The sequence below is a fragment of the Mucilaginibacter sp. 14171R-50 genome, from assembly GCF_010093045.1.
Taxonomy (GTDB): domain Bacteria; phylum Bacteroidota; class Bacteroidia; order Sphingobacteriales; family Sphingobacteriaceae; genus Mucilaginibacter.
Genome location: NZ_CP048115.1, coordinates 2,645,934 through 2,667,731, shown reverse-complemented (window position 1 = coordinate 2,667,731; position 21,798 = coordinate 2,645,934). Strand labels below are relative to the sequence as shown.

At 43.8% G+C, this 21,798-nt stretch carries 18 protein-coding genes and 1 tRNA gene; 6 read left to right on the top strand and 13 right to left on the bottom strand.

The features are described from left to right. Nucleotides 1-74: 74 nt before the first annotated feature. Nucleotides 75-148 (bottom strand) — tRNA-Arg (locus tag GWR56_RS12310). Nucleotides 149-529: 381 nt separating this feature from the next. Between GWR56_RS12310 and GWR56_RS12305 the strand changes: the two genes are divergently transcribed. Next, nucleotides 530-1,390 (top strand): N-acetylglucosamine kinase, encoded by an 861-nt coding sequence (locus GWR56_RS12305; protein WP_162431534.1) that lies wholly within the window; start codon nt 530-532, stop codon nt 1,388-1,390. Between the two features lie 158 nt (nt 1,391-1,548). Here GWR56_RS12305 and GWR56_RS12300 read toward each other — a convergent pair whose 3' ends face one another. Then, nucleotides 1,549-2,244, bottom strand: a complete 696-nt coding sequence (locus GWR56_RS12300; protein ID WP_162431533.1) for an NUDIX domain-containing protein — start codon at nt 2,242-2,244, stop codon at nt 1,549-1,551. A 128-nt stretch (nt 2,245-2,372) separates the two neighbouring features. On the opposite strand from GWR56_RS12300, the gene pfkA reads away from it, so the two are divergent. Genes pfkA through gap form a run of 3 tightly spaced genes read left to right on the top strand, consistent with a single transcriptional unit; the run spans nt 2,373 to nt 5,211 of the window. Further along, nucleotides 2,373-3,359: a 6-phosphofructokinase gene (pfkA, locus tag GWR56_RS12295; RefSeq protein WP_162431532.1), complete on the top strand. Its 987-nt coding sequence runs from the start codon at nt 2,373-2,375 to the stop codon at nt 3,357-3,359. Continuing rightward, the gene (locus GWR56_RS12290) at nt 3,360-4,208 is read left to right on the top strand and encodes a hypothetical protein (protein WP_162431531.1); all 849 of its coding nucleotides are present in this window, start codon (nt 3,360-3,362) and stop codon (nt 4,206-4,208) included. It begins immediately after the preceding gene. A 7-nt stretch (nt 4,209-4,215) separates the two neighbouring features. Continuing rightward, nucleotides 4,216-5,211, top strand: a complete 996-nt coding sequence (gap, locus tag GWR56_RS12285; RefSeq protein ID WP_162431530.1) for a type I glyceraldehyde-3-phosphate dehydrogenase — start codon at nt 4,216-4,218, stop codon at nt 5,209-5,211. Between the two features lie 101 nt (nt 5,212-5,312). On the opposite strand, the gene GWR56_RS12280 is transcribed toward gap, so the two are convergent. The 6 genes from GWR56_RS12280 to GWR56_RS12255 all read right to left on the bottom strand — a co-directional run bounded on the left by GWR56_RS12280 (nt 5,313) and on the right by GWR56_RS12255 (nt 14,017). Then, on the bottom strand, nt 5,313-6,035 hold the full coding sequence (locus GWR56_RS12280; RefSeq protein WP_162431529.1) for an SDR family oxidoreductase: 723 nt from the start codon (nt 6,033-6,035) through the stop codon (nt 5,313-5,315). A gap of 51 nt (nt 6,036-6,086) precedes the next feature. Beyond that, nucleotides 6,087-6,986 (bottom strand): helix-turn-helix domain-containing protein, encoded by a 900-nt coding sequence (locus tag GWR56_RS12275; protein WP_162431528.1) that lies wholly within the window; start codon nt 6,984-6,986, stop codon nt 6,087-6,089. Between the two features lie 107 nt (nt 6,987-7,093). Then, nucleotides 7,094-7,285, bottom strand: a complete 192-nt coding sequence (locus GWR56_RS12270) for a hypothetical protein (RefSeq protein WP_162431527.1) — start codon at nt 7,283-7,285, stop codon at nt 7,094-7,096. Nucleotide 7,286: 1 nt separating this feature from the next. Continuing rightward, nucleotides 7,287-9,467: a 1,4-alpha-glucan branching protein GlgB gene (glgB, locus tag GWR56_RS12265; RefSeq protein WP_162431526.1), complete on the bottom strand. Its 2,181-nt coding sequence runs from the start codon at nt 9,465-9,467 to the stop codon at nt 7,287-7,289. 224 nt (nt 9,468-9,691) lie between these two features. Continuing rightward, complete coding sequence (locus tag GWR56_RS12260) at nt 9,692-12,106, bottom strand: glycoside hydrolase family 31 protein (RefSeq protein ID WP_162433192.1); 2,415 nt, start codon at nt 12,104-12,106, stop codon at nt 9,692-9,694. Between the two features lie 201 nt (nt 12,107-12,307). Next, complete coding sequence (locus GWR56_RS12255) at nt 12,308-14,017, bottom strand: alpha-amylase family glycosyl hydrolase (protein ID WP_162431525.1); 1,710 nt, start codon at nt 14,015-14,017, stop codon at nt 12,308-12,310. Nucleotides 14,018-14,171: 154 nt separating this feature from the next. Here GWR56_RS12255 and GWR56_RS12250 point away from each other — a divergent pair, with 154 nt between their 5' ends. Beyond that, on the top strand, nt 14,172-15,476 hold the full coding sequence (locus GWR56_RS12250) for an NAD(P)/FAD-dependent oxidoreductase (RefSeq protein WP_162431524.1): 1,305 nt from the start codon (nt 14,172-14,174) through the stop codon (nt 15,474-15,476). 157 nt (nt 15,477-15,633) lie between these two features. On the opposite strand, the gene GWR56_RS12245 is transcribed toward GWR56_RS12250, so the two are convergent. The 5 genes from GWR56_RS12245 to pyrR all read right to left on the bottom strand — a co-directional run bounded on the left by GWR56_RS12245 (nt 15,634) and on the right by pyrR (nt 18,851). Next, nucleotides 15,634-16,203: a hypothetical protein gene (locus tag GWR56_RS12245; protein ID WP_162431523.1), complete on the bottom strand. Its 570-nt coding sequence runs from the start codon at nt 16,201-16,203 to the stop codon at nt 15,634-15,636. Between the two features lie 23 nt (nt 16,204-16,226). Further along, the gene (locus GWR56_RS12240) at nt 16,227-16,889 is read right to left on the bottom strand and encodes a DUF3885 domain-containing protein (protein WP_162431522.1); all 663 of its coding nucleotides are present in this window, start codon (nt 16,887-16,889) and stop codon (nt 16,227-16,229) included. Next, nucleotides 16,886-17,809: an aspartate carbamoyltransferase catalytic subunit gene (locus tag GWR56_RS12235; RefSeq protein WP_162431521.1), complete on the bottom strand. Its 924-nt coding sequence runs from the start codon at nt 17,807-17,809 to the stop codon at nt 16,886-16,888. Before GWR56_RS12235 ends, GWR56_RS12240 begins: the two co-directional genes overlap by 4 nt. Nucleotides 17,810-17,859: 50 nt before the next feature. After that, nucleotides 17,860-18,228 carry a four helix bundle protein gene (locus GWR56_RS12230; protein WP_162431520.1) on the bottom strand — a complete coding sequence of 123 codons (369 nt, stop codon included), beginning with the start codon at nt 18,226-18,228 and terminating at the stop codon, nt 17,860-17,862. 74 nt (nt 18,229-18,302) lie between these two features. Further along, nucleotides 18,303-18,851 carry a bifunctional pyr operon transcriptional regulator/uracil phosphoribosyltransferase PyrR gene (gene pyrR / locus GWR56_RS12225; RefSeq protein ID WP_162431519.1) on the bottom strand — a complete coding sequence of 183 codons (549 nt, stop codon included), beginning with the start codon at nt 18,849-18,851 and terminating at the stop codon, nt 18,303-18,305. Nucleotides 18,852-18,976: 125 nt separating this feature from the next. On the opposite strand from pyrR, the gene GWR56_RS12220 reads away from it, so the two are divergent. Next, nucleotides 18,977-21,787, top strand: a complete 2,811-nt coding sequence (locus GWR56_RS12220; protein WP_162431518.1) for a hypothetical protein — start codon at nt 18,977-18,979, stop codon at nt 21,785-21,787. Nucleotides 21,788-21,798 lie beyond the last annotated feature (11 nt).

The window sequence follows — 21,798 nt, the reverse complement described above, 5'->3', positions numbered from 1 at the left end:
GCCATCCGCAGGTTGTATCTTACATAGTATAAAAACAAAAAGCCTTTAAATTGAATTTAAAGGCTTTTTGTTAGTGATCTCATCAGGATTCGAACCTGAGACCGACAGATTAGAAATCTGTTGCTCTATCCAGCTGAGCTATGAGACCATCGCAAATTTTGCAGTGCAAATATGCTAATTTTGGTTTAAACAGACAATAGCAACAACATTCAAATAATTTATCGGCACAAAAAACTCCCCCTATAAATATTTGTTAAAATATACATATAATTGTATTCTGTTATAAACCGGTGTTAATAGTTAATCTAAATGCATATATGTAAATAAAACAATTAATATTTAACGGTTTAACTTTTTAATGTGTGGATTTGCTAAAAATTTATTTTGGGCAAAAAAGTTAAAATTTACACACATATATTAAGTTTTACCTTGTTAAATAGTGCATTTTTACTTTTTAAAAGTACGAAGTGTTTTTTTTACAATAAGTTAATCATACTTTTAACCCAATTTTTTTTAAATAAACTTATTTATGATCATAATTGCTGACGGTGGCTCCACCAAAACAAACTGGTGTTTAGTTACCGAAGATGGTAAAAAGGTGTATTTTAACACCGAGGGTTACAATCCTTATTTTTCGGGCACTGAGTACATTATTCAATCTTTAAGAGACAGCCTGCCTACCGATCTTGAGAAAGATAACATTACCGAGGTTAATTATTACGGCGCAGGCTGTTCAACCCCGGAAATGCGAAAGGTTGTTGAGGATGCCATGACGGCAGTTTTTACAAAATCGAAAGTATACATTGGTCATGACCTGCTTGCCGCAGCACGTGCCCTTTTAGGCAACAACGAGGGCTTTGCCGCCATTTTAGGTACCGGTACCAATACCTGCCTGTACAATGGCAAAGAGATCATAAACAACATCGACTCGGGCGCTTACATTCTTGGTGATGAAGGCAGCGGCTGCCACATTGGTAAAAAGTTATTGATAGATTATTTGCGCGGATACATGCCCGAAGCCGTACGTAAGAATTTTTGGGAAACCTTTAAACTTACTCCGGATGATATAAACGAAATTGTTTACACGCAGCCAAGGGCAAACCGCTTTTGCGCAAGCTTTAGCAAGTTTGTTTATGATAACATTGTAAACATAGAATACTCGCGCAACCTGGTTCGCACCTCGTTCGAGGATTTTTTCCGCAACCTGGTTACCCATTACCCTGATTATCAAAAGTACACCTTTAACTGCATAGGATCGGTTGGTTATAACTTCCGCAATGTGCTTGAAGAGGTTTGTACCGAAAATGGCATGACGGTAGGCAACATCATCCGGTCGCCTATAGATAACCTGGTTAAATACCATTTAGAATTAGCGCCAAGCCAGTTATAAGAGAGGCAAGATTTTTAGAGTCAAGACTTAAGACATTAAATTCAATGAAATTGAGAAAGCCGCATCGATATCGATGCGGCTTTCGTGTGAAATAAGAATTTATAAAATACAGAGTCCGGGGTTTGATTCCTGACTCTTACTGTCCTGATTCTCTTCTCCTACTTATCCAGGTTAAGATCGTTTTGGAAAATTTTGGTATACTTACGCCTGTCGAATTTATACAGTTTGGCAGCGCGGTAAGATACCCCTTTCTGTTTTTCATCAAGTTCCTTTAAAAAGCCGTAGCTCAGCATTTTTTTGCGAAAGTTGCGTTTATCAAGCTTTTTATTCAGCACAGCCTCGTATAACGACTGTAGTTGGGTTAGTGTAAATTTTTCGGGCAGCAACTCAAAAGCAATAGGCTGATAATTTAACCTGCGGCGAATTTTGTTGAAGCCTGTTTCAAATATTTCGCTGTGGTCAAACGCCAGTTTAGGCAAATCGTTCACTGGATGCCAAAACGCACTCTTTGCATATTGGGTAACCGGTTTAACCTCTTTTTGGCCGTTTATACGTATCAAAGCATAATAAGCAACTGTAATAACACGCCCCTGAGGGTGCCGGTTAACCTCGCCAAAAGTATGAAACTGCTGCATGTGCAGGTCGCGCAGGCCGGTTAGTTCATATAAAATACGTTCAGCAGCGTTATCAATGCTCTCATCCTGCTCTACAATATATCCGGGTAAGGCAAGCCAATCTTTATAAGGCTCTTCATTACGTTCTATAAGTAATATTTTCAGTTCTCCGGCTTCAAAACCAAATATGACACAGTCTATAGAAAAAACTGAGTTAAATGTAGGTAACTTTACTTCCAAGGGATTGGGCTTTTAGGTTAATGGTTTAAAGATATATCCTTAATTTTTAATGTAAAAATAATATAAATAAATTTAATGGTGTAAATTTGACACACTATATTCGCACCTACAAATTTACTTGTGTAAAGATGCATAAAATTTCAAAAATAGCAGTTCTTACCTCAGGCGGCGATGCCCCCGGCATGAACCCCTGCATAAGGGCTGTAGTACGTACCGCTATATATAACGGCCTGCAAGTTGCAGGCGTACGCCAGGGCTACCAGGGGCTTATCGATAATAATATGTTTGATATGAACACCCGGTCGGTAAGCAATATCTTAAATCTTGGCGGCACAGTTTTAAAAACCGCCAGGTGCCTCCCGTTCCGTACCGATGAGGGGATGGAACAAGCTTATCAAAATGTTAAAGCAGCCGGTATAGACGGGATTGTGGTTATAGGCGGCGATGGTACCTTTACCGGCGCTTTGCGTTTTTCAAAAAAATATCCTGATATTGCTGTAATTGGCGTACCGGGCACCATAGATAACGACCTTTACGGCTCTACCTATACATTGGGTTTTGATACCGCAACCAACACGGTAATAGAGGCCATTGATAAGATACGCGATACCGCCGACGCGCACGACCGCTTATTCTTTATTGAAGTTATGGGCCGCGACTCGGGCGCTATAGCCTTGCGCGCCGGTATATCATGTGGTGCCGAGGCTATACTACTACCCGAACGCGATACCGCTATTGATAAGCTGATAGAAAACCTGAAAGCGGGGCAGTACAATAAAAAATCATCAAGTATTGTTATTGTGGCCGAAGGCGATAAAAGCGGCGGTGCTTATGACCTTGCCGAAGCTGTTAGAAAACAAGTGAAGTTTTACGATATAAAAGTTACTATATTGGGCCACTTGCAACGCGGCGGCAGCCCGTCGGCTTTCGACAGGATATTGGGTAGCCGTTTAGGGTTTGCAGCCGTTAATGCCATGATAGATGGCAAAACGCAAATGATGGTTGGCCTTGAAGCCAATCACATCAAACTAACAAGCCTTGAAGAGGCTTTAACCCAGCATCAGTTTAAGTTAGAAGACGACCTGATGCAGATGGCAGATATATTATCAATTTAAATGATTGCAGTTGTTTATAGTGGATCAAATAATGCCAGCTGGCGATTAGCTGATAAGGGAAGGACGGTTGCATCGTTCAACACCAATGCTATTAATCCCTATTTTAACGACGAAAAATATATTTTACAACTACTTAATAAAAATATAAACCTTATACACCACGCCGAAGAAATAAAGCGCATTTATTTTTTTGGTGCGGGCTCATCTTCAGATGATCTGAAAAGAGTTGTGTATAATGCGCTTGCTGCGTTTTTTAAATTTGCCAAAATAAGCGTTGGCCACGATATTGAAGCTGCCGCTATTGCTTGCTGCCGCAACCAGCCGGGCATAGTAAGTATTTGCGGAAGCGGAAGTAACGCTGCCTGGTACGATGGCAAAAAAGTGAAACCAAACAACTATGGTTTGGGTTATATATTAGCTGATGAGGGGTCGGGCAATTGGCTGGGCAGGCAACTCATAAAGGGTTTTATGAACGAAACACTGCCGCTAAACATTCGTAAAAAGTTTGTGCAGCGTTATGATGCCGACCGCAAAACCCTGTTAGAAAAAGTTTATCGTCAAAAGCAGCCGGCATTGTTTCTTAGTTCGTTTGCCGATTTCTTCCTCGAAAACAAACAGGACGCTTTTATAAAGAACGTTGTAACCACGGGCTTTGGCAAACTGATACAGACATACCTGGTACCGCTGCATAAACAGCACCCCGATTCATCGGTGCATTTTGCGGGTACTGTGGCGGCCAACTTTCAGGACTACCTGTACGAGGCAGCCGAAGGTACCGAAATTAAAATAGCGGATATTATTAAAGAACCCATAAACCATTTATTGACGTACTATTCAAATAAAAATTAGAAAAATCATGAAAATAGGAATCAACGGCTTTGGCCGTATCGGTCGCTTAGCTTTTAGGGCCGCAATTGAAAGACAAGATGTTGAAGTTGTAGGTATCAATGACCTTGTTGAGCCGGATTACATGGCTTACATGTTAAAATACGATTCAACTCACGGCCCTTTCAAAGGTACCATCGCCGTAGAAGGCGGCCACTTGGTAGTTAACGGCAAAACCATACGTGTTACTGCCGAAAAAGACCCTGCAAACCTTAAATGGAATGAAGTTGGTGCAGAGGTTATCATTGAATCTACCGGTTTATTTTTAACTCAGGAAACTGCACAAAAACATATTGATGCCGGCGCTAAAAAAGTGGTAATGAGCGCACCTGCAAAGGACGACACCCCTACATTTGTAATGGGTGTAAACCACAAACTGTTAAAGGCAGATCAACACATTGTTTCAAATGCATCATGTACAACCAACTGTTTGGCGCCTATAGCTAAAGTACTGAATGATAAATTTGGTATCGAAGAAGGTTTAATGAGCACTATACACGCAGTTACTGCTACTCAAAAAACAGTTGACGGCCCATCGGCTAAAGACTGGAGAGGCGGCCGTGGCGCTTATCAGAACATTATACCATCATCAACCGGCGCTGCGAAAGCTGTTGGCCTGGTTCTTCCGGAACTAAAAGGTAAATTAACAGGTATGTCGTTCCGTGTGCCGGTTGCAGATGTATCTGTGGTTGACTTAACCGTGCGCTTAAAAACTTCTGCTACTTATGAAGAAGTTAAAGCCGCAATGAAAGAAGCCTCTGAAGGTGACCTTAAAGGCATTTTGGGTTATACAGAAGATGAGGTGGTATCAGAAGATTTTAAAGGTGATGCACGTACCTCGATATTCGATGCTAAAGCTGGTATCGCGCTTAACAACAACTTTGTTAAGGTGGTATCATGGTACGATAACGAATGGGGCTACTCAAACAAACTGATAGACCTGGTACAGGAAGTTGGCAAACTGTAAGTTTATCTCGCCTCGAAAAAAAAAGAAGCCCCGCCTAATAAGCGGGGCTTCTTTTTTTACCGTAACTGCGATCTTTAAAACAACAGTGCAGCCTGTAATTTTTACCACGGTGTAACACCGTAATCGCTAAAGTAGCCAGCTGTAGGGCCGTCTTTATCTATCATAGCGTATTTTACAATGGGCGCAGCGCCTTCCTGTACCGTTTTATAACCCTGGTTGTTATTGAAATCGGTAGCGGTGTACCCCGGATTTACAGCATTTACCCTAAAATTTTTCAGCTCATAGGCTAATGCTATGGTGTAGCCGTTCAACGCGCTTTTTGACGGGCCGTAAGCTGCGGTTTTAACTTCGTAATGTCTCCAGGTAGGGTCGGTATGCAGGCCAAGCGAACCAAGGTCTGATGTTACGTTCACTATCCTGGGGTTGGCCGAAGCCTGCATCAATGGTACGAAAGCTTTTGTTACCCGGGCAACGCCAAATACGTTAACCTCATATACGTCTTTGTATGTTTCTATAGGGGTGCTCAACACCGGTTGCGGTATGCTCCCCGGGATGCCGGCATTGTTTATTAGCACGTCCAAATGGTCAATGCGTTTTGAAAGATCCTCGTAAGCCTGCTTCACCGATTGGTCGCTCACTACATCTATTAATAATAGCTCAGCATTATTTAAACCCTCGTTATGCAGTAATTGTACAGCTTCGTCGCCGCGCTGTTTATCACGGCAGCCCAAAAACACATGGTAGCCTGCGTTTGCCAGTTGGCGGGCGGTTTCAAGGCCAATACCTTTATTGGCTCCGGTTATTAATACAGTTTGTTTTTCCATGTGGCAAAACTACAGCAGCAATAACACATTATAGCTGCACATAGCGGGGCATTAACTGTACATTTCACGGATTTGCTGCCGAAAGGCCATCGGCGTGGCGTTGGTAATGCGTTTAAAGAACCTGTTGAAGTAAGCCGCATCTTCAAACCCAAGCTCATCGGCTATTTGCTTAACTGACAAATCGGTGTGCAACAGCTTGCGCTTGGCCTCTACCACTAACCGGTTATGGATGTGGCTTATGGCGGTTTTACCACTTTGCTGTTTAATGACATCGTTTAGGTAGCCGGGCGTAATATTTAAAAGGTTAGCGTAGGCTGCAACCTCATGCTGGCTGGCGTAATGCTCGCCTATTAATTCCTGGAAACTTTTTAGCAGGCAATAACTTTTTGTGATACAATGCTCGCCGTATTGCTCGTTATACAGCCGGCTGAGGTATATCACCAGCACTCGCAGCCACGAAGTAAGCATTTGATTTTGCCACGTGCCACCGGCCTCAAACTCAATGGTCATTTTGCGCATTACGTCCTCAATGTAGCTTATATCATCTTCACTTAACACCAGTTCATGCGCGCCGGCGGGGTTTTGTATAATGGGCAGGCGGCGCAGCATCCGGTTCTCCTCAAGCGATAAAAACTCTTCCGTAAAGCCCGCTATGTAACCTTTCACCGGTGTGCTCTCTTCCTTTAAATGTACCTGCTGCGGAACGGTAAAATAAAAATGCCCCGGTTTAACTGTGTAGGGCACAAAGTCAATCCAATGGCGGCTGCCGCCTTGTTCTACAAACGCAAAAAAGTAATAATCTTTACGGTGAGGCAATAAAAAGGCATCATCTATAATAATGTCGACCCCATTGGCTTCGCGCACAACTATCATAGCGGGCTCGCCGCCATCAATAGTGATTAATGGATAACTTGGAATAGTATGGTTTTCGGTAGCAGTTAACACAGACATGGTGCAAAAGTATTCAATTTATAACATGCCGGCGCGGTTCATATTTAAGCAGTGTTTATCAACCTTTTTACGCTGCTTCTTTAAAGCGCAGATCGTATTTCAATTCTTTACATCAACTCGCTATCATTTTTTACATGCCAGGTTTTGTACGCCATATAATAAAGCAGCAAGGTTGGTATCACATAAAACAATGCACCGCTTGCATTTACCGCAGGATAAGCCGCAATAATACTATATATAAGTAACGCAAGGGCTACTGTGCCCCCTACCAGATACAAATAGAAGAACTTACCGGCCATATTACTTAAGTTTTTTTGATTTTATCTTTTCGGTTTGGCCGGATACTTTTTTAAATATCGCGGCGCCCAGGGGCGGTGTTTTAATGGTCATAGAGTTATCGCGCCCGTGCCAGCCCGATGCTTCGGTGGTTATCGGGTCGAAATTGATGATACCACTCCCCCAGAATTTTTCGCTGTCAGAGTTAAATATCTCCTGCCATTGCCCTGCAGCAGGAACCCCTATACGGTAATTAGCATGTACAACAGGTGTCATGTTCAATACAATAACCAGGTCGTTTTCCCTTTCTTTGCCCTTTCGGCTATAAACTATAACAGAATCATCAAGGTTGCCCGCGTCTATCCATTCAAAGCCGGTCCATTCAAAGGCTTTTTCGTACAGCGAAGGCTCAGATCGGTACAACCGGTTAATGGCTTTTACCGTTTCTTTAATACCATTATGGCTATCATATTGCAGCAGGTGCCAGTCTAACGATCTTTCAAAGCTCCATTCGGCGCTTTGGCCAAACTCGCTGCCCATAAACAATAGCTTGGTGCCCGGATGGGTAAACATAAAGCTGTAAAGCAAGCGCAGGTTGGCAAACTTTTGCCATTCGTCGCCCGGCATTTTGTTCAGCATCGAGCCTTTGCCGTAAACCACTTCATCGTGCGAAAAGGGCAGCATAAAATTTTCGGTAAACGCATAAACCATACTAAAAGTAAGCTGGTTTTGATGATATTTACGATGGATAGGATCATGCGCGAAATAGTTGAGCGTATCGTGCATCCAGCCCATCATCCATTTCATGCCAAAACCTAACCCGCCGGTATAAACCGGGCGACTTACCCCTGCAAACGAGGTTGATTCTTCGGCGATAGTTTGCACATCGGGAAAATTGCTGTAAACTGTGGCATTAAACTCTTTTAAGAAAGATATAGCTTCCAGGTTCTCGTTGCCGCCAAAAACATTTGGTTCCCACTCGCCATGGTTGCGCGAGTAATCAAGATAAAGCATTGAAGCCACGGCATCCACCCGTAGGCCGTCAACATGGTACCTGTCTAACCAAAACAAAGCGTTGCTGATCAAAAAAGCCCGCACTTCGTTACGGCCATAATTAAAGATATACGATTTCCAATCGGGATGAAAGCCTTTTCGAACGTCGGCATGCTCATAAAGGTGCGTGCCGTCAAAATTATACAAGCCGTGCGCATCGCCCGGGAAATGCGAGGGCACCCAATCCAATATAACGCCAATGCCGGCCTTGTGAAATTGCTCTACTAAATACATGAGGTCCTGTGGGGTACCGTAACGGCACGATGCCGCGAAGAAACCGGTGATCTGGTACCCCCAGCTTGGATAATAAGGGTGCTCCATCAAAGGCATAAACTCTACATGTGTAAAGCCCATTTCTTTTACATATGGTACCAGGGATTCAGCTATTTGCCGGTAACTTAAAAACTCATCCGGACTTTCGGGGCTGCGCGCCCACGAACCAAGGTGCATCTCATAAACCGAATATGGCTTATCCAGGGCATTGTGCTGATGGCGGTTGATCATCCAATCCTTATCGTCCCACTCATAATAAGTATCGGCAACGATGGATGCCGTACGTGGCGGCAATTCCCAGCGCAGTGCAAAAGGGTCGCTTTTTTCCAGGTCTTCACCGGTAGATGCCTTAATAAAATATTTATACGTTTCGCCCACGCCAACGTTCGGGATAAACCCTTCCCATATGCCTGAAGCATCCCACCTGTAGTTTAACGAGTGCGCCCCTTTATTCCAACCGTTAAAATTGCCAATAACTGATACAAACTGAGCGTTTGGCGCCCAAACAGCAAAGTAAGTACCCACCACACCTTTATGCTCTGTTACGTGCGAGCCAAGCTTTTCGTACAGTTTAAAGTGCTTGCCAGATTTAAACAGATCGATATCGTAGTCGGTAAAGCGGCTATATGGCTCAACCGCTTTCAGGTCGGTTGTATTATCTACAATTTCAAGGGCTTTTCCTTTTTTTGGCGCCGCAGCCTTTTTGGCAGCGGTTGGTTTTTCTGTAGCTTTTTTTGGTAATCCCTTTTTGGAAACCGTTATTTCGTCAGCCTCGGGCCACATTTCTTTGGCAGCGCCTTTGGGTTTGGTTTCCTTTTTTGTTTTTATAGGGGCCGATTCTGTTAATCCAGGGTCGGTTTTTTTTATTTGCTTTGCCATAGTTAGGGAGCGACGATGCGCGTAGGTTAGTTGCTTTTAAGGATACGATACCCTGATATATCAAATATATCATTATTGAACATACAATATAGCCAAGATGTTTATATAAAAGCGACTTTAGCTTAGCTTTTAACCTGCACAAGCAAATAAAAACCACAAAGTACACAGGTAGCTTATTCAGGAAAGGCTCTGTGCGCTTTGCGGCTTATAATTTGACTTACCGGCTATTTAAATATCTCTATCCGTTTAAAGTTTTTAGTAAACTTAAATTCGTAGGTTTTATCGGTATTGACGCTTATGCTATCTATCTCTTTACCGTCGGCAAGTATCCTGGCAGGCTTAAACGGCAGGCCATTTATCTTAAAGTGATACCCTTCGTACCGCGGTGTATACAACCCTTCCATGCTTTGTTTAATGGTTAACTTATCAGCATCGCCATTTACCACAAATTTCTTTTCAAGGTAAATGTCCTGCTCGTAAGCAAAAGTTTCACCATAATCCTCAAACAGGAACGAGTTCACCTCATAATTGCTGTAGTAGATATTCAGCTTCACCTCCTCTATCTCCTTTTCGCCGGTATACTGCATAACCGGGTATTCGGGAATAACCGAGCCCGCTTTAACAAATATCGGCATGATATCTAACGGCGTTGGCACAACAACCTCTCTGCCCCCTGCTATCATCTCCAAGGTCCAGAAATCGTACCAGCTTCCTTTTGGTAAATAAACTTTACGGCTTTTTTGGCCTGGCTCCAAAACGGGGCAAATCAGTATTTTATCGCCGTAAGTAAATTCATCCTGGCGAAAATGGTTAGATGGCTCTGCCTGTTCATGCATCACCACCGGTCTTAAGATCGGGAAACCATAACGGTGATGTTCCCAAAATGCTGAATACAGATAAGGTATCAGCCTGTAACGCAACTCGATAAACTTACGGTTTATGGATGTATAAGGCTCGCCAAAGCTCCATGGTTCACGTTCTTTGGTATCGCCGGCCGAGTGCGCCCGCATAAATGGCGAAAAGCTGCCCATTTGTATCCAGCGGGTAAATAACTCGCCGTCAGGTTCGCCGCTAAAGCCACCGATATCCGTTCCGCAGAAAGAAATACCCGATACCGAAAGCCTTTGCAGCTGAATATTACCTAACTTTAAATGCTCCCATGATGCCACGTTATCGCCCGTCCAAACGGATGAGTATCGCTGAACACCCGAGTATCCTGCGCGGGTAATGGTAAACGGACGTTTGTTTTTCATTTGTTTACGCAAACCCTCGTAAGTGGCGCGTACCATTTGCATGCCATAAACATTGTGTGCCTTACGGTGCGACCCACGATAGCCATCATATTGGTGGCGAACATCGTCGGGGAAGGTACCGGCTCCAAAAACAGCCGGTTCGTTCATATCGTTCCAAACACCGGCCACGCCTGTTTCAACCAGGTCGTCGAACAGATCGCCCCACCAGGCGCGTACCTCGGGGTTGGTAAAGTCGGGGAACTGGCAGCGGCCCGGCCAAACATGGCCCTCCATAAAGTAATCGTCGCAACGGCGGCAAAAATATCTCTTTTCCTTTCCCTCTTTAAAAACCCAATAATTATCATCTACCCTGATGCCCGGGTCTATGATCACCACGGTTTTGAACCCGTTGGCCGCCAGGTCTGCTATCATCTTTTTAGGATTAGGGAAATATTTAGGGCTCCAGGTAAAGCAGCGGTAGCCATCCATATAGTCTATATCCAGGTAAATGCCATCGCAGGGGATCTTGTTTTGCCTAAAGCCGTTGGCAATAACCCTTACCTTATTTTCGGGATAATAGCTCCAGCGGCATTGATGATATCCCAGCGCCCAAAGCGGCGGCATAGGGTGCGTACCGGTTAGCAGGTGATAATTTTTCACCACATCCATCATATGCGGGCCGTGGATGTAGTAGTATTGCAGTTCGCCGCCATCGGCCCAAAAGCTGGTTTTAGTGCGGTCTTCTGCACCAAAATCAAAGTGAGCTTTAAAGGTGTTATCAAAAAATATTCCGTGTGCAATATTATCATTCAAACTGATATAAAACGGAATAGCGCGGTAAAGCGGGTCCTGATTAAACCCAAAGGAATAAGCATCGGTGTTCCAGTTTTTTAAGCGTTTACCACGCAGGTTAAACTCGGTGGCCTTATCGCCCAGGCCAAAAAAGCTTTCCTGGTCTGCACAGGTTTTGGTACAAAATACATAGTAACCGCCAAATTGAGTATTTTCTTCCCAGTGCATGGGTACAGCATCGGTGCTGGTAACATGGTCGTTTTTATCAGAAAACGAAATAAAAAAGTCCTTCTTGCGTATATGGCAGTTTACGGCCGGTGTTGCCACGCGAAACTCCTGGTCGTTTTCCAGCAAAGTAAACTCAACGGGTGTTTGCGGCAGTTCGGGCACGGCGTACGAAAACTCCTCCAGGAAAACGCTATGAGGCGCAAGGCGTACACGGATGATATCATTGGTAACTATTAAAACCTCTACTTTGGCATCGCCATCGGTAAAGAAAATTTTATTGCCAAGTTGCTCTGCGTGATTGGGTACGCCCAGGTATTTTTTTACAATTGGTTTAATGCCATCGGCGGGGTTATTTAAATGGTGAAACTCTTCATCCTCCAGTATCATATCCTCCACCTGAAGCAAACGGGCTGTTATTAGCTCCGGGTTGGGGTCAGGCATGTTTTCAGTCATGTTTAAATTAAAGGGCTTTTTCAGCTTTACTACAAAGCGTATTTATATCTGCAAATTATTGATAACTACTAATAAACGAATTTTCCCGCTATAATTAAGCCAAATTACCCGTGATTATTTGATTTTTCGAAAGAATTATAAATTTAGCAATAAACCGCTGCTGCCATTAACAATAACAGGTATACCATCCCCAATATCAGTTGTGCTAAACGTTACGCCGCTTAACATATCCGAAAAACTGGCTTCACCGCTCAGGTCAAACTGTGCAAGTATTTCTACGGGGAGTTTAATGTTTATAGCTCGCGCTTCGCGGTTAAAGTTAACTATTACCAGCACCCTTTGGTGTACGGTATAACGCAGGTACATGTACAGTTTGGTATCAAACCCCTGCTGATGCTCATTAGCTATCATAAGTTCATAGAAACTCCCGCTGTTTAACGCCTCATTATCTTTTGTAATGTTTAACAGTTTACCATAAAAGTTACGCAGCTGCTGTTGCCCCAGCGGCAAGTCCTTTCCATCAAACGCGCCGTTGTTCATCCATTTTTGATGTTCGGGCATCCCCCAGTAGTCAAATATGGTGGTTCGTCCATCGTCCCCGCTAAACCCGCATGCACCGGCAGCGGGTTCACCTACTTCCTGGCCCGAGTATATCATTACCGGCCCGGTAGCCAAAGTAGCACTTACAATCATCCCGGGAACAGCCAGCATGGCGTCGCCCGCAAAAAACCGGCTGGCTATGCGCTGCTCGTCATGATTTTCCATAAAGCGGAGCATGTTGTGGTCAATACCTTTACAGTGGTTGTTCCATACGGCGTTTATCTCCCATGCAGATGCGCCCGGCTCGTTACAGGTAAGCCTGCGGATGGCATCGTATAAGCCCACTTTATCGTACAGGTAATTGAACCCGCCATTATGGATGTAATTGTAATACTGATCTTTATCGTATGCCTCGCCAATAAAAATAACATGGGGGTAGTTTGCCTTGATATTCGGGATAAGCCATGCCCAGAATTCAACGGGCACAATCTCGATCATATCACAACGAAAACCGTCAACGCCCATCTTGCACCAGTAGGTTAGTATATGGTACATTTTATGCCAAAGCGGTGGTATATGATCAAAGTATGATTTTTTACCATCCAGGTAGTAAACCCCGTAGTTCAGCTTAACGGTTTCGAACCAGTCGTTTATGCCCGGCGCGGGACTAAAAACATCATTGCCCGTAGCTTTAGCGGGGCACTCGTCAAACTTGCCATCCTTTAAGGGCGATTTAAAATCGTCGCCACCCGGGTTATATCCGCCCGGCACCACAAAGGGCTGCCCCGGGATATAATAAAAGTCGTTATTGGGCGAAAAATCTACGGTGTTATCATCATCCTCACCAAAATCGCGCACGCCGTTCGGCTTAACGTCCGAGGCATACGTGCGGGCCACATGGTTAGGCACAAAATCGATAATTACCTTCATCCCGCTTTTATGCGTACGGCCAACAAGCTCTTTAAACTCCGAGATCCGGAATTCCACGTCAACAGCCAGGTCGGTGGCAATGTCGTAATAGTCTTTTATAGCATAGGGCGAACCGGCGCGGCCTTTAACCACATCCGGGTCATCGGGCTTAATACCATGGGCGGAGTGGTCTGTCATGGTAGCGTGCTCTATAACGCCCGTATACCAAACGTGGGTAAAACCCATCGCCTTTATTTCGGCCAGGGCCCTGTCGGTAATGTCATTTAGTTTGCCAACACCATTTTCTTCTGCCGAGCCGTAAAACTTGTTGGTGGTTATTTTATTGCCAAATAAACGCGGCAGTAGTTGATATATGATTAGTTTATGATCGGGCATGTAGTTGACACGTTTTTGAGTTGGGCTAAAATAATACAAACATTGATAGCCTTTGTAAATACTTGCTTTTTAAAGCGACTTATATTAACCGAATGGAGAGCTAAACGATTTTTTGCATCTTCAGGCTATTCCTTTTAATTTGCGCGCCTATCGTATGAAAAACAATATCTTAATAATAGGGGCCGGCGCCGCGGGATTAATGGCTGCGCGTACCTTGAGCAAAGCAGGCAGGCAAGTTACCATACTGGAAGCCCGCGACCGTACCGGCGGGCGCATTTACAGTGTAAACAATGTATATTTTTTCAAGCATACCGAGTTAGGCGCCGAATTTGTTCATGGCGACCTGCCGGTTACGCTTACCCTGTTAAACGAGGCAGGTATAGATTTGCGAAGCGCTAACGCTGAAATGTGGCGGTTTGATAATGGCAAATTTGAAGAGAACAGCATGGTAGTGAAGGATTGGGACCTGCTTATGGAGCGCCTTAACCAACTGGAACATGATATAAATATCCACGACTTTTTGCTAAAAGAGTTTCCGGGGGATAGATACAAAGAACTTCGTGATTCGGTTTGGAATTACGTATCGGGCTATGATACTGCCGACCCGGGCGAGGCCAGCGCTTTTGCCCTGCGCAACGAGTGGCAACATGAGGATGAAAATGCCCAGCACCGCGTTGTTGGCGGTTATTGCGCCATGATAAATTACCTGGCCAATGAGTGCAAGGCAAACGGCGGCGAGATATTTTTGAATACTGTGGCTAAAAAGATAATCTGGCAGAAGGAAAGTGTAGACGTTATAACCGATGACGGTGCTAAATTCACCGCCGATCGATTGCTGATAGCAATGCCCTTAGGTGTTTTGCAAGTTAAAACAGGCGAAGCAGGCGCTATAACTTTTGATCCCCCTTTATCCGCACATACAAACGCCATAATGCAAATGGGCTTTGGCGCGGTAATAAAGCTTTTGTTTGAGTTTGACAGCGCTTTTTGGCTGGATGTTAAAACGCGCGAAATGGCAGGCAAAAACATTGATGAAATGGGTTACCTTTTTAGCGATGAGGAAATACCCACCTGGTGGACGCAGGTGCCTGATGAGTCGAACGTGCTTACCGGCTGGATAGGTGGCCCCGCTGCTGCCGGGAAAACCGATACCCCTGATAAAGAGATAATGATGCAAGGCCTGCAATCGTTAGCCAATATTTTTAAGCGGGATTTTGAAGAACTGAAAGGCAAACTGATCGCTTACAGGGTTATGAACTGGACGGCCGATCCATTTGCCCGTGGCTCTTACGCTTACGACACCATTGAAGCACCTGAAGCGCGCAAGATCTTGAACACCCCTGTGGAAGATACGATATATTTTACCGGCGAATACCTGTACGAAGGCGCAGCAATGGGCACGGTTGAAGCTGCCTTAAGCAGTGGATTGGAGGTAGCCGGGCGGATGCTTAAAAACTAATAAAAGTGTTCACGTTCGCGCCACGTGAACACCGTGAACATTCGTGAACACTTGATATACAGCAGTTTGCATTTTACAAAATAGCCTTGATATAACATACACGGTTCTTTTTAAAAGAATTAGGCGTCAAAAACTAAGTATATATATTCGTGGTTGGTTAAATAAGGCGTTTAAAATGCCGCTCGTTTAAATACCACGACAGCACATAATAAGCAGCACCTGCAAAAAAACCAATGCAAAAGCATTTCAAAATAAAAGCTAACATGTCGCTTAGATCCGTGAAAGGGTTAACTGTTGATTGTGCATAGGGATATAATAAAAACGAAACCGGGAAAATCAATGCAAAGGCGGCAAAAAGTCCGTTAAAAATTACGTATCTTAATATGCCCGCTTTACGTTTCTTCCCCCAATGTACTATAAATTCCGAGTTACTTATATTACCGGGTGGTGATTCCCCGGTTGATAATTCCTGCTCCTTTTTTGTTTTTTTAAACGCTTTTTCTTTAAAAAAGATCGCTCCATAAATGGCATCCATAGATAACACCACAAGTAAAAAGCCAGCATCTTTAAAAGCTCCCCAATAATTGTGGTAAAACAAAACCCCTGCAATTAAATAAACTGCGATGACGGGGATGGCTGTCATTAAAAAATATAATATACCGGCTTGAAACTTGCTTAAGAACATCAGCCACGCATGGACTCGTTTGCCGTATAAAGCTACTATCATGATGTTTCCGGTCAGTAATAACGTTATTCAAATATATGATTGATCTTCATTCTGTCGTAGTCTAATATCCAATCATTAAATTTAGTATAATGCGGTTTAATATTGTCGATATTACTGCCTAAAATATCCAGCCCCCGATTATCATACATATGAAAAATAAGCTTTTTTTCGATATTGATAAAAAATATCTGAAAAGGTAAATTTATGTCAGAAAATCTTTCAAAAGACTTTACAGTAGGTTGGTACGATAAAGCGATTGCGGATAAGACATTACTGTAATTGAGTTGGCTAACTTTAATCTTCCCTAATGCTACGTTAGATGCGTCAATCAAGTCCTCGTTGGGTTGACTAAACGATTTTGTGGTGTAATAATTAACATCATCTTTTTTAAAATCCGATAACTGTTTAAAAAAGTAATTCCCTACCCTTATTTTACGCCTTTTCAATTTGTACTGCCTTAAAATAAAAAAAGCTTGGTCGTCAGGCGCAAAAGATTCCTCAAAAAGAGTAATAGCCCGTTTAATTACTTCGCTGAAGTAGAATACCGAATCTGGATCATCATCAATTTCATGTTCCAGATCAAAGCGTAGGGCGTTATCCCAGTTATAAAATAAAGGTATTCGAAAATCTAAACCTGGGAAGTTTTCATTTAAAAACTCATGAGTTTTTTTAACTATAGCCTTCACGCTGTTTGCCCCGCCAGCAGGTAAAGCACCGCCATGCGTATGGCCACGCCGTTCTCTACCTGGTCCAGGATGATGGATTGCTTACTATCGGCTACGTCGCTGGTAATCTCCACGCCCCTGTTTATGGGGCCGGGGTGCATTACGGTTATCTCTTTATCAAGCCCGTCAAGTATCTGCTTGTTAAGTCCGAACATCATCGTGTATTCGCGCAGTGATGGGAAGTATTTGATATCCTGACGTTCCAGTTGGATGCGCAGCATATTGGCCACATCGCACCAGTTTAGCGCTTTTACCAGGTTGTGCTCAACCTTTACACCAAGCGAGCCAATGTATTTGGGTATAAGCGTTGTTGGCCCGCAAACCATTACCTCTGCCCCTAATTGCTTAAGGCAAAGTATGTTTGACAGCGCCACGCGCGAGTGCAGGATATCCCCTACTATCACCACCTTTTTGCCTGCTACGTCACCATATCGCTCGCGGATAGAAAAGGCATCAAGCAGCGCCTGGGTGGGGTGCTCGTGCGCGCCGTCGCCCGCATTCACTATCTGGGCCTTTACATGCTTACTCAGGAAGATGCCGGCACCGGCATACGGGTGGCGCATAACCACCATATCAACCTTCATGGCCAGTATGTTGTTAACAGTATCTATCAGTGTTTCGCCCTTGCTAACCGATGATGAAGAAGCGGCAAAATTCACTACATCAGCCGATAGCCTTTTTTCGGCCAGTTCAAACGACAGGCGGGTGCGTGTAGAGTTCTCGAAAAAGATATTGGCTATGGTTACGTCGCGCAGCGAGGGCACCTTTTTTATCGGCCTGTTCAGTACCGTTTTAAAATTATCGGCGGTCTCAAATATCAGTTCGATATCTGATCGGTTCAAATCCTTAATTCCTAATAGGTGCCTTGTGCTTAAAGCCATATTTTAAAATATCGAATAATGAATTTTGAATTTCGAATAACGAAATAAACTCATTTTACTAAATTATTTTTCTTAGCTGTTTCTATACTCTTTACAAAAATTGCTACTAACTGGTTACATTCGTTTTTTGCATTAACTACTTTTTCCAAATTATAAAGCATTTTCCTTTCGGTAATTTTTAAAGAGATCAATGATTCTCTTAACTCCTTTAAAATAACCTTCATCTTATGAATAAAATCATTTCGTGATTCGGCAGATTGTGCCTCTCCGTAATTTAATGCCGGAGAACAACCTGATCTTATCAATTGGCCGGCGATGTAATTACCTATCCTCGTAGCGGGCAAGCCCTCAACAATGTCTGATATGATTATGGCAAAGTCTATCAATCTTTCTTCCAAATCATATTTAGCTGTTGTCATTTCTACTATTTCGACATTTTACATTCAACATTCGGTGTTCGATATTATGTCTAACTTATAAGCATTTATAAGTATCATTCTTTCGCTTCTGATACCAGCACTATCCTATCCTCGCCATCGGTTTCCTTCCAGCTTACCACAACCTTTTGCGATGCGATGGAGTCAACCTCTATCCCAACATAATCTGCCGATACCGGTATGTGCCGCGAGTAGCGCCTGTCAACCAGCGCCAGCAGCTCCACCTTTTCGGGCCTGCCGAATGCCTGCATGGCATCCATAGCGGCACGGATGGTGCGGCCTGTCCAAAGCACATCATCCAGCATAACTACTTTTTTACCCTCTATAATAAAATCTATTTTAGTTTGGTTGGGCACCAGCGGAGACCCCTGCCGGCGAAAATCGTCGCGGTAAAAGGTAATGTCGAGGTCGCCCTGTTCTATCGTGCTATCCGGTAATATCTTTCTGAGTTCCTCGGCTACGCGCTTGGCCAGGTAAATGCCCCGTGGCTGTATGCCAATTAAAACCGAACCTGAAAAATCGTTATGATTTTCTATTAACTGACGACATAAACGCTGAATTGTGATTTGGAATTTTTGACCGTCGAGCAGCGTTAGGTTTTGCATCGTGTGGGTGGATTTGGGCAAAGGTAAAAAATAGTTTTGAGTTTTGATTAACCTCTACTTAAGCTTCGCATTTTTTATTAAGGCGAAATATTGTTAAATTGCTCTATCACCTAATACCTGCGCTAATGAAAAACTCATTTTCATTTTTCCTGCTTATCATTTTACTATCGCATGCTATGATTGGCCGGGCACAATCGCCCCAAAGTGGTGGAAAGAAACTAATTAGCCGGGCCGACACTTTTTTTAGTGTGATGCCCTCAGAAAAGCTTTACCTGCATACAGATAAACCTTATTATAATGTTACCGATACCATTTGGTTTAAAGCATACACTTTAAACGCTGCCCTTTTCCCTTCGCGTCAAAGCGCTAAGGTATATATTGAGCTGATAAATGATAGCAGTAAATTGGTAAAACGTGTTATTATACCCGTGCAGGACGGGCTTGGCAATGGCGATATACTGCTGGATAAAACTATCCCCACCGGTACTTACACCATGCGCGCCTACACCAATTGGATGCAGAATTTCGGCACCGGGCTTTTTTTCTCAAAATTGGTGTACATAGGCGGTGCCGGGGCTAATAATATGCTTTTAATAAACGAACAGCACGAAATAAAACAAACTGCCAACGATGCGCAGGTAAACCTGTCTCTAAACCTCAGCAATGCTAAAAAGATGGCGCTGCCCTTTCATGATGTTGAGGTGGTGATTGCCGCAGCGGGAAAACGTATCCTCAGTAAAAAATTTACCACTACCGATGCAGGCAACCTTAACACATCCTTTACTATCGACAACGCCGTTTTGAAAGGCGGCTTGCAATTAATGGTAACTGATAAAAACACCCGCATAAGGCAAACGTTGCCCATAATAATTGACGCGGCGGCGGACATCGACCTGCAATTTTTCCCCGAAGGCGGCAACATGGTAGCGGGGATATATAACAAGGTGGCTTTTAAGGCCATTAACACATCAGGCTATGGCGAGGATATCAGCGGAGAGGTAAAAAACAGCCAAAATGAAGTAGTTGCCCAGATAACATCGTTACATAAGGGTATGGGCAGCTTTATGTTATTGCCGCAACCCGGCAATAAATACTATGCGGCTTTACGCACCGCATCGGGCAAAGCCTTCAAAGCAGAGCTGCCGGCGGTAAGGCCGGCAGGCACCGCCCTCAGAATTGACAACCTAAGCAAGCCCGATTCGATAAGTTTATATATTACAGCCATGCTTGATACGGCTTTGCTAAAAAGGCATTACACATTGATAGCCGAAATAAAAGATCAGGTGGTTTTCGCCACGCCTGTAGATATAAGCCGCGGCTTTTTTAACCTGAAGATACCTGCGAACAAATTCGGTACCGGAATTGCCGCCTTTACCCTGCTTGACGAAAACGACAAGCCGCTTAACCAGCGCAGGATATTTATTGACCGGCACAACAATTTAAGCGTCAGCTTAAATACAAACAAACCGGCATTTAATCCAAAAGATAGTATGGCCCTTGCGTTTACGGTAAAAAATGAGCTCGGCGAGCCGGTTAAGGGCAATTTTTCGGCCACAGTAACTGCCGATAATTATATAAAAACCGATATTAACGATAACGATATCAGGAGCCAGATGCTGCTGACATCCGAAATGACCGGGTACATTGAAAGCCCGGGCTGGTATTTTAACACGGCAGAGGCTTCGGCGCGCAAGGCATTGGATAACTTGCTATTAACCCAGGGCTGGACGGGATATGACTGGTCCCTGGCCCCTGTTCCATCCAAACCTAAATTTGAGGCCGAGACCGATAACCACGTGGCTGGTAAACTGGAAAACTTGTTTAAAAAACCTATAAAAGGGGCAAAGGTTACGTTATTTGCATCCAGCAAAAAAAACGGCCTGGTAGCCATTGATACCACCAGCAATGAGCTCGGTCGCTTTATATTTAATGACCTGCCCTTTTTTGATACTATTGCCTACACCATTAAGGTGCACAATAAAAAAGGTAAAGAAATGGGTGCCGGTATCATTGTAGATGAGTTTACCCCTGCCAATGTAGCCTTGTCTGATAATATGCCCGTAAGCAAACCATGGTTTGCCGGCAGCAGCGATAGCCTTATGGTTAAATATTTTAATAAACCGGCCCCCGATGCACCGCTTAACCAGCAACCCTTAAGTTTTAAGAACAGGCAACTTAAAGAAGTTACCATCAGGGCGAAAAAAGAGCCCATTAATATGGGATTTGTAAACAATTTTGAATACGGGCACCCCATACGCGAACTAAATGAGATCGAACTGATAGCTGCAAAAAAACGAAGTTTATTATCCCTCATCAGGGAGAAATTTAAAAATTTCCGTGAAGCATCCTACTATGCTGATGATGCAATGAACAGGGCTTACATTCATCGCGGCATAGATGAGTTAAAAAAGCCATTTGTAATGACCAATTTTGTTTTGGGCACTCGGTATATTTACGACGTTTATATAGATAACCGCAGCGTGCAATCTATTTACGGGAACAGGCTCACCGGCGACTCAACGACTTATCGCAAGTTTATAACCTATTTTTTAGAAACAATGGGTGCCGACGATGTTAAAGAGGTTAAAATATTGGAAGGGTTGCATACATTTATGACCATAACCACCCGCAGCGGGGCGGGCCCTTTTGCAATTAGCGCGCCGGGCACCCTGGCCTACAGGCCTTTGCCCATAACCCTGCCACGAGACTTTTATAAACCAAAGTACACAGTTACCACTTCGCCAATTATTGATACAAGAACAACCATTAACTGGGAGCCTAACATTATAACTGACGACGAAGGCAAGGCTAAAATTTGGTTTTATGCTGCCGATAAGCCGGACACATACACTGTAAAGCTGGAAGGTACTGACCTGCAGGGCCACGTTGCTTCGCAAACGTTTAAGATCAATATCGAGGCAAAAACCATCAATTAGCCAGTTTAAAG

What these genes read in the sequence shown, in the direction of transcription:
- glgB (WP_162431526.1), bottom strand. Translation starts at nt 9,467, where the DNA reads ATGGCAAAGCAAATAAAAAAAACCGACCCTGGATTAACAGAATCGGCC.
- GWR56_RS12280 (WP_162431529.1), bottom strand. Translation starts at nt 6,035, where the DNA reads ATGGAAAAACAAACTGTATTAATAACCGGAGCCAATAAAGGTATTGGC.
- GWR56_RS12255 (WP_162431525.1), bottom strand. Translation starts at nt 14,017, where the DNA reads ATGCCCGATCATAAACTAATCATATATCAACTACTGCCGCGTTTATTT.
- pyrR (WP_162431519.1), bottom strand. Translation starts at nt 18,851, where the DNA reads ATGCAAAACCTAACGCTGCTCGACGGTCAAAAATTCCAAATCACAATT.
- GWR56_RS12235 (WP_162431521.1), bottom strand. Translation starts at nt 17,809, where the DNA reads ATGGCTTTAAGCACAAGGCACCTATTAGGAATTAAGGATTTGAACCGA.
- GWR56_RS12250 (WP_162431524.1), top strand. Translation starts at nt 14,172, where the DNA reads ATGAAAAACAATATCTTAATAATAGGGGCCGGCGCCGCGGGATTAATG.
- GWR56_RS12220 (WP_162431518.1), top strand. Translation starts at nt 18,977, where the DNA reads ATGAAAAACTCATTTTCATTTTTCCTGCTTATCATTTTACTATCGCAT.
- GWR56_RS12245 (WP_162431523.1), bottom strand. Translation starts at nt 16,203, where the DNA reads ATGATAGTAGCTTTATACGGCAAACGAGTCCATGCGTGGCTGATGTTC.
- pfkA (WP_162431532.1), top strand. Translation starts at nt 2,373, where the DNA reads ATGCATAAAATTTCAAAAATAGCAGTTCTTACCTCAGGCGGCGATGCC.
- gap (WP_162431530.1), top strand. Translation starts at nt 4,216, where the DNA reads ATGAAAATAGGAATCAACGGCTTTGGCCGTATCGGTCGCTTAGCTTTT.
- GWR56_RS12305 (WP_162431534.1), top strand. Translation starts at nt 530, where the DNA reads ATGATCATAATTGCTGACGGTGGCTCCACCAAAACAAACTGGTGTTTA.
- GWR56_RS12260 (WP_162433192.1), bottom strand. Translation starts at nt 12,106, where the DNA reads ATGATACTGGAGGATGAAGAGTTTCACCATTTAAATAACCCCGCCGAT.
- GWR56_RS12270 (WP_162431527.1), bottom strand. Translation starts at nt 7,285, where the DNA reads ATGGCCGGTAAGTTCTTCTATTTGTATCTGGTAGGGGGCACAGTAGCC.
- GWR56_RS12275 (WP_162431528.1), bottom strand. Translation starts at nt 6,986, where the DNA reads ATGTCTGTGTTAACTGCTACCGAAAACCATACTATTCCAAGTTATCCA.
- GWR56_RS12230 (WP_162431520.1), bottom strand. Translation starts at nt 18,228, where the DNA reads ATGACAACAGCTAAATATGATTTGGAAGAAAGATTGATAGACTTTGCC.
- GWR56_RS12290 (WP_162431531.1), top strand. Translation starts at nt 3,360, where the DNA reads ATGATTGCAGTTGTTTATAGTGGATCAAATAATGCCAGCTGGCGATTA.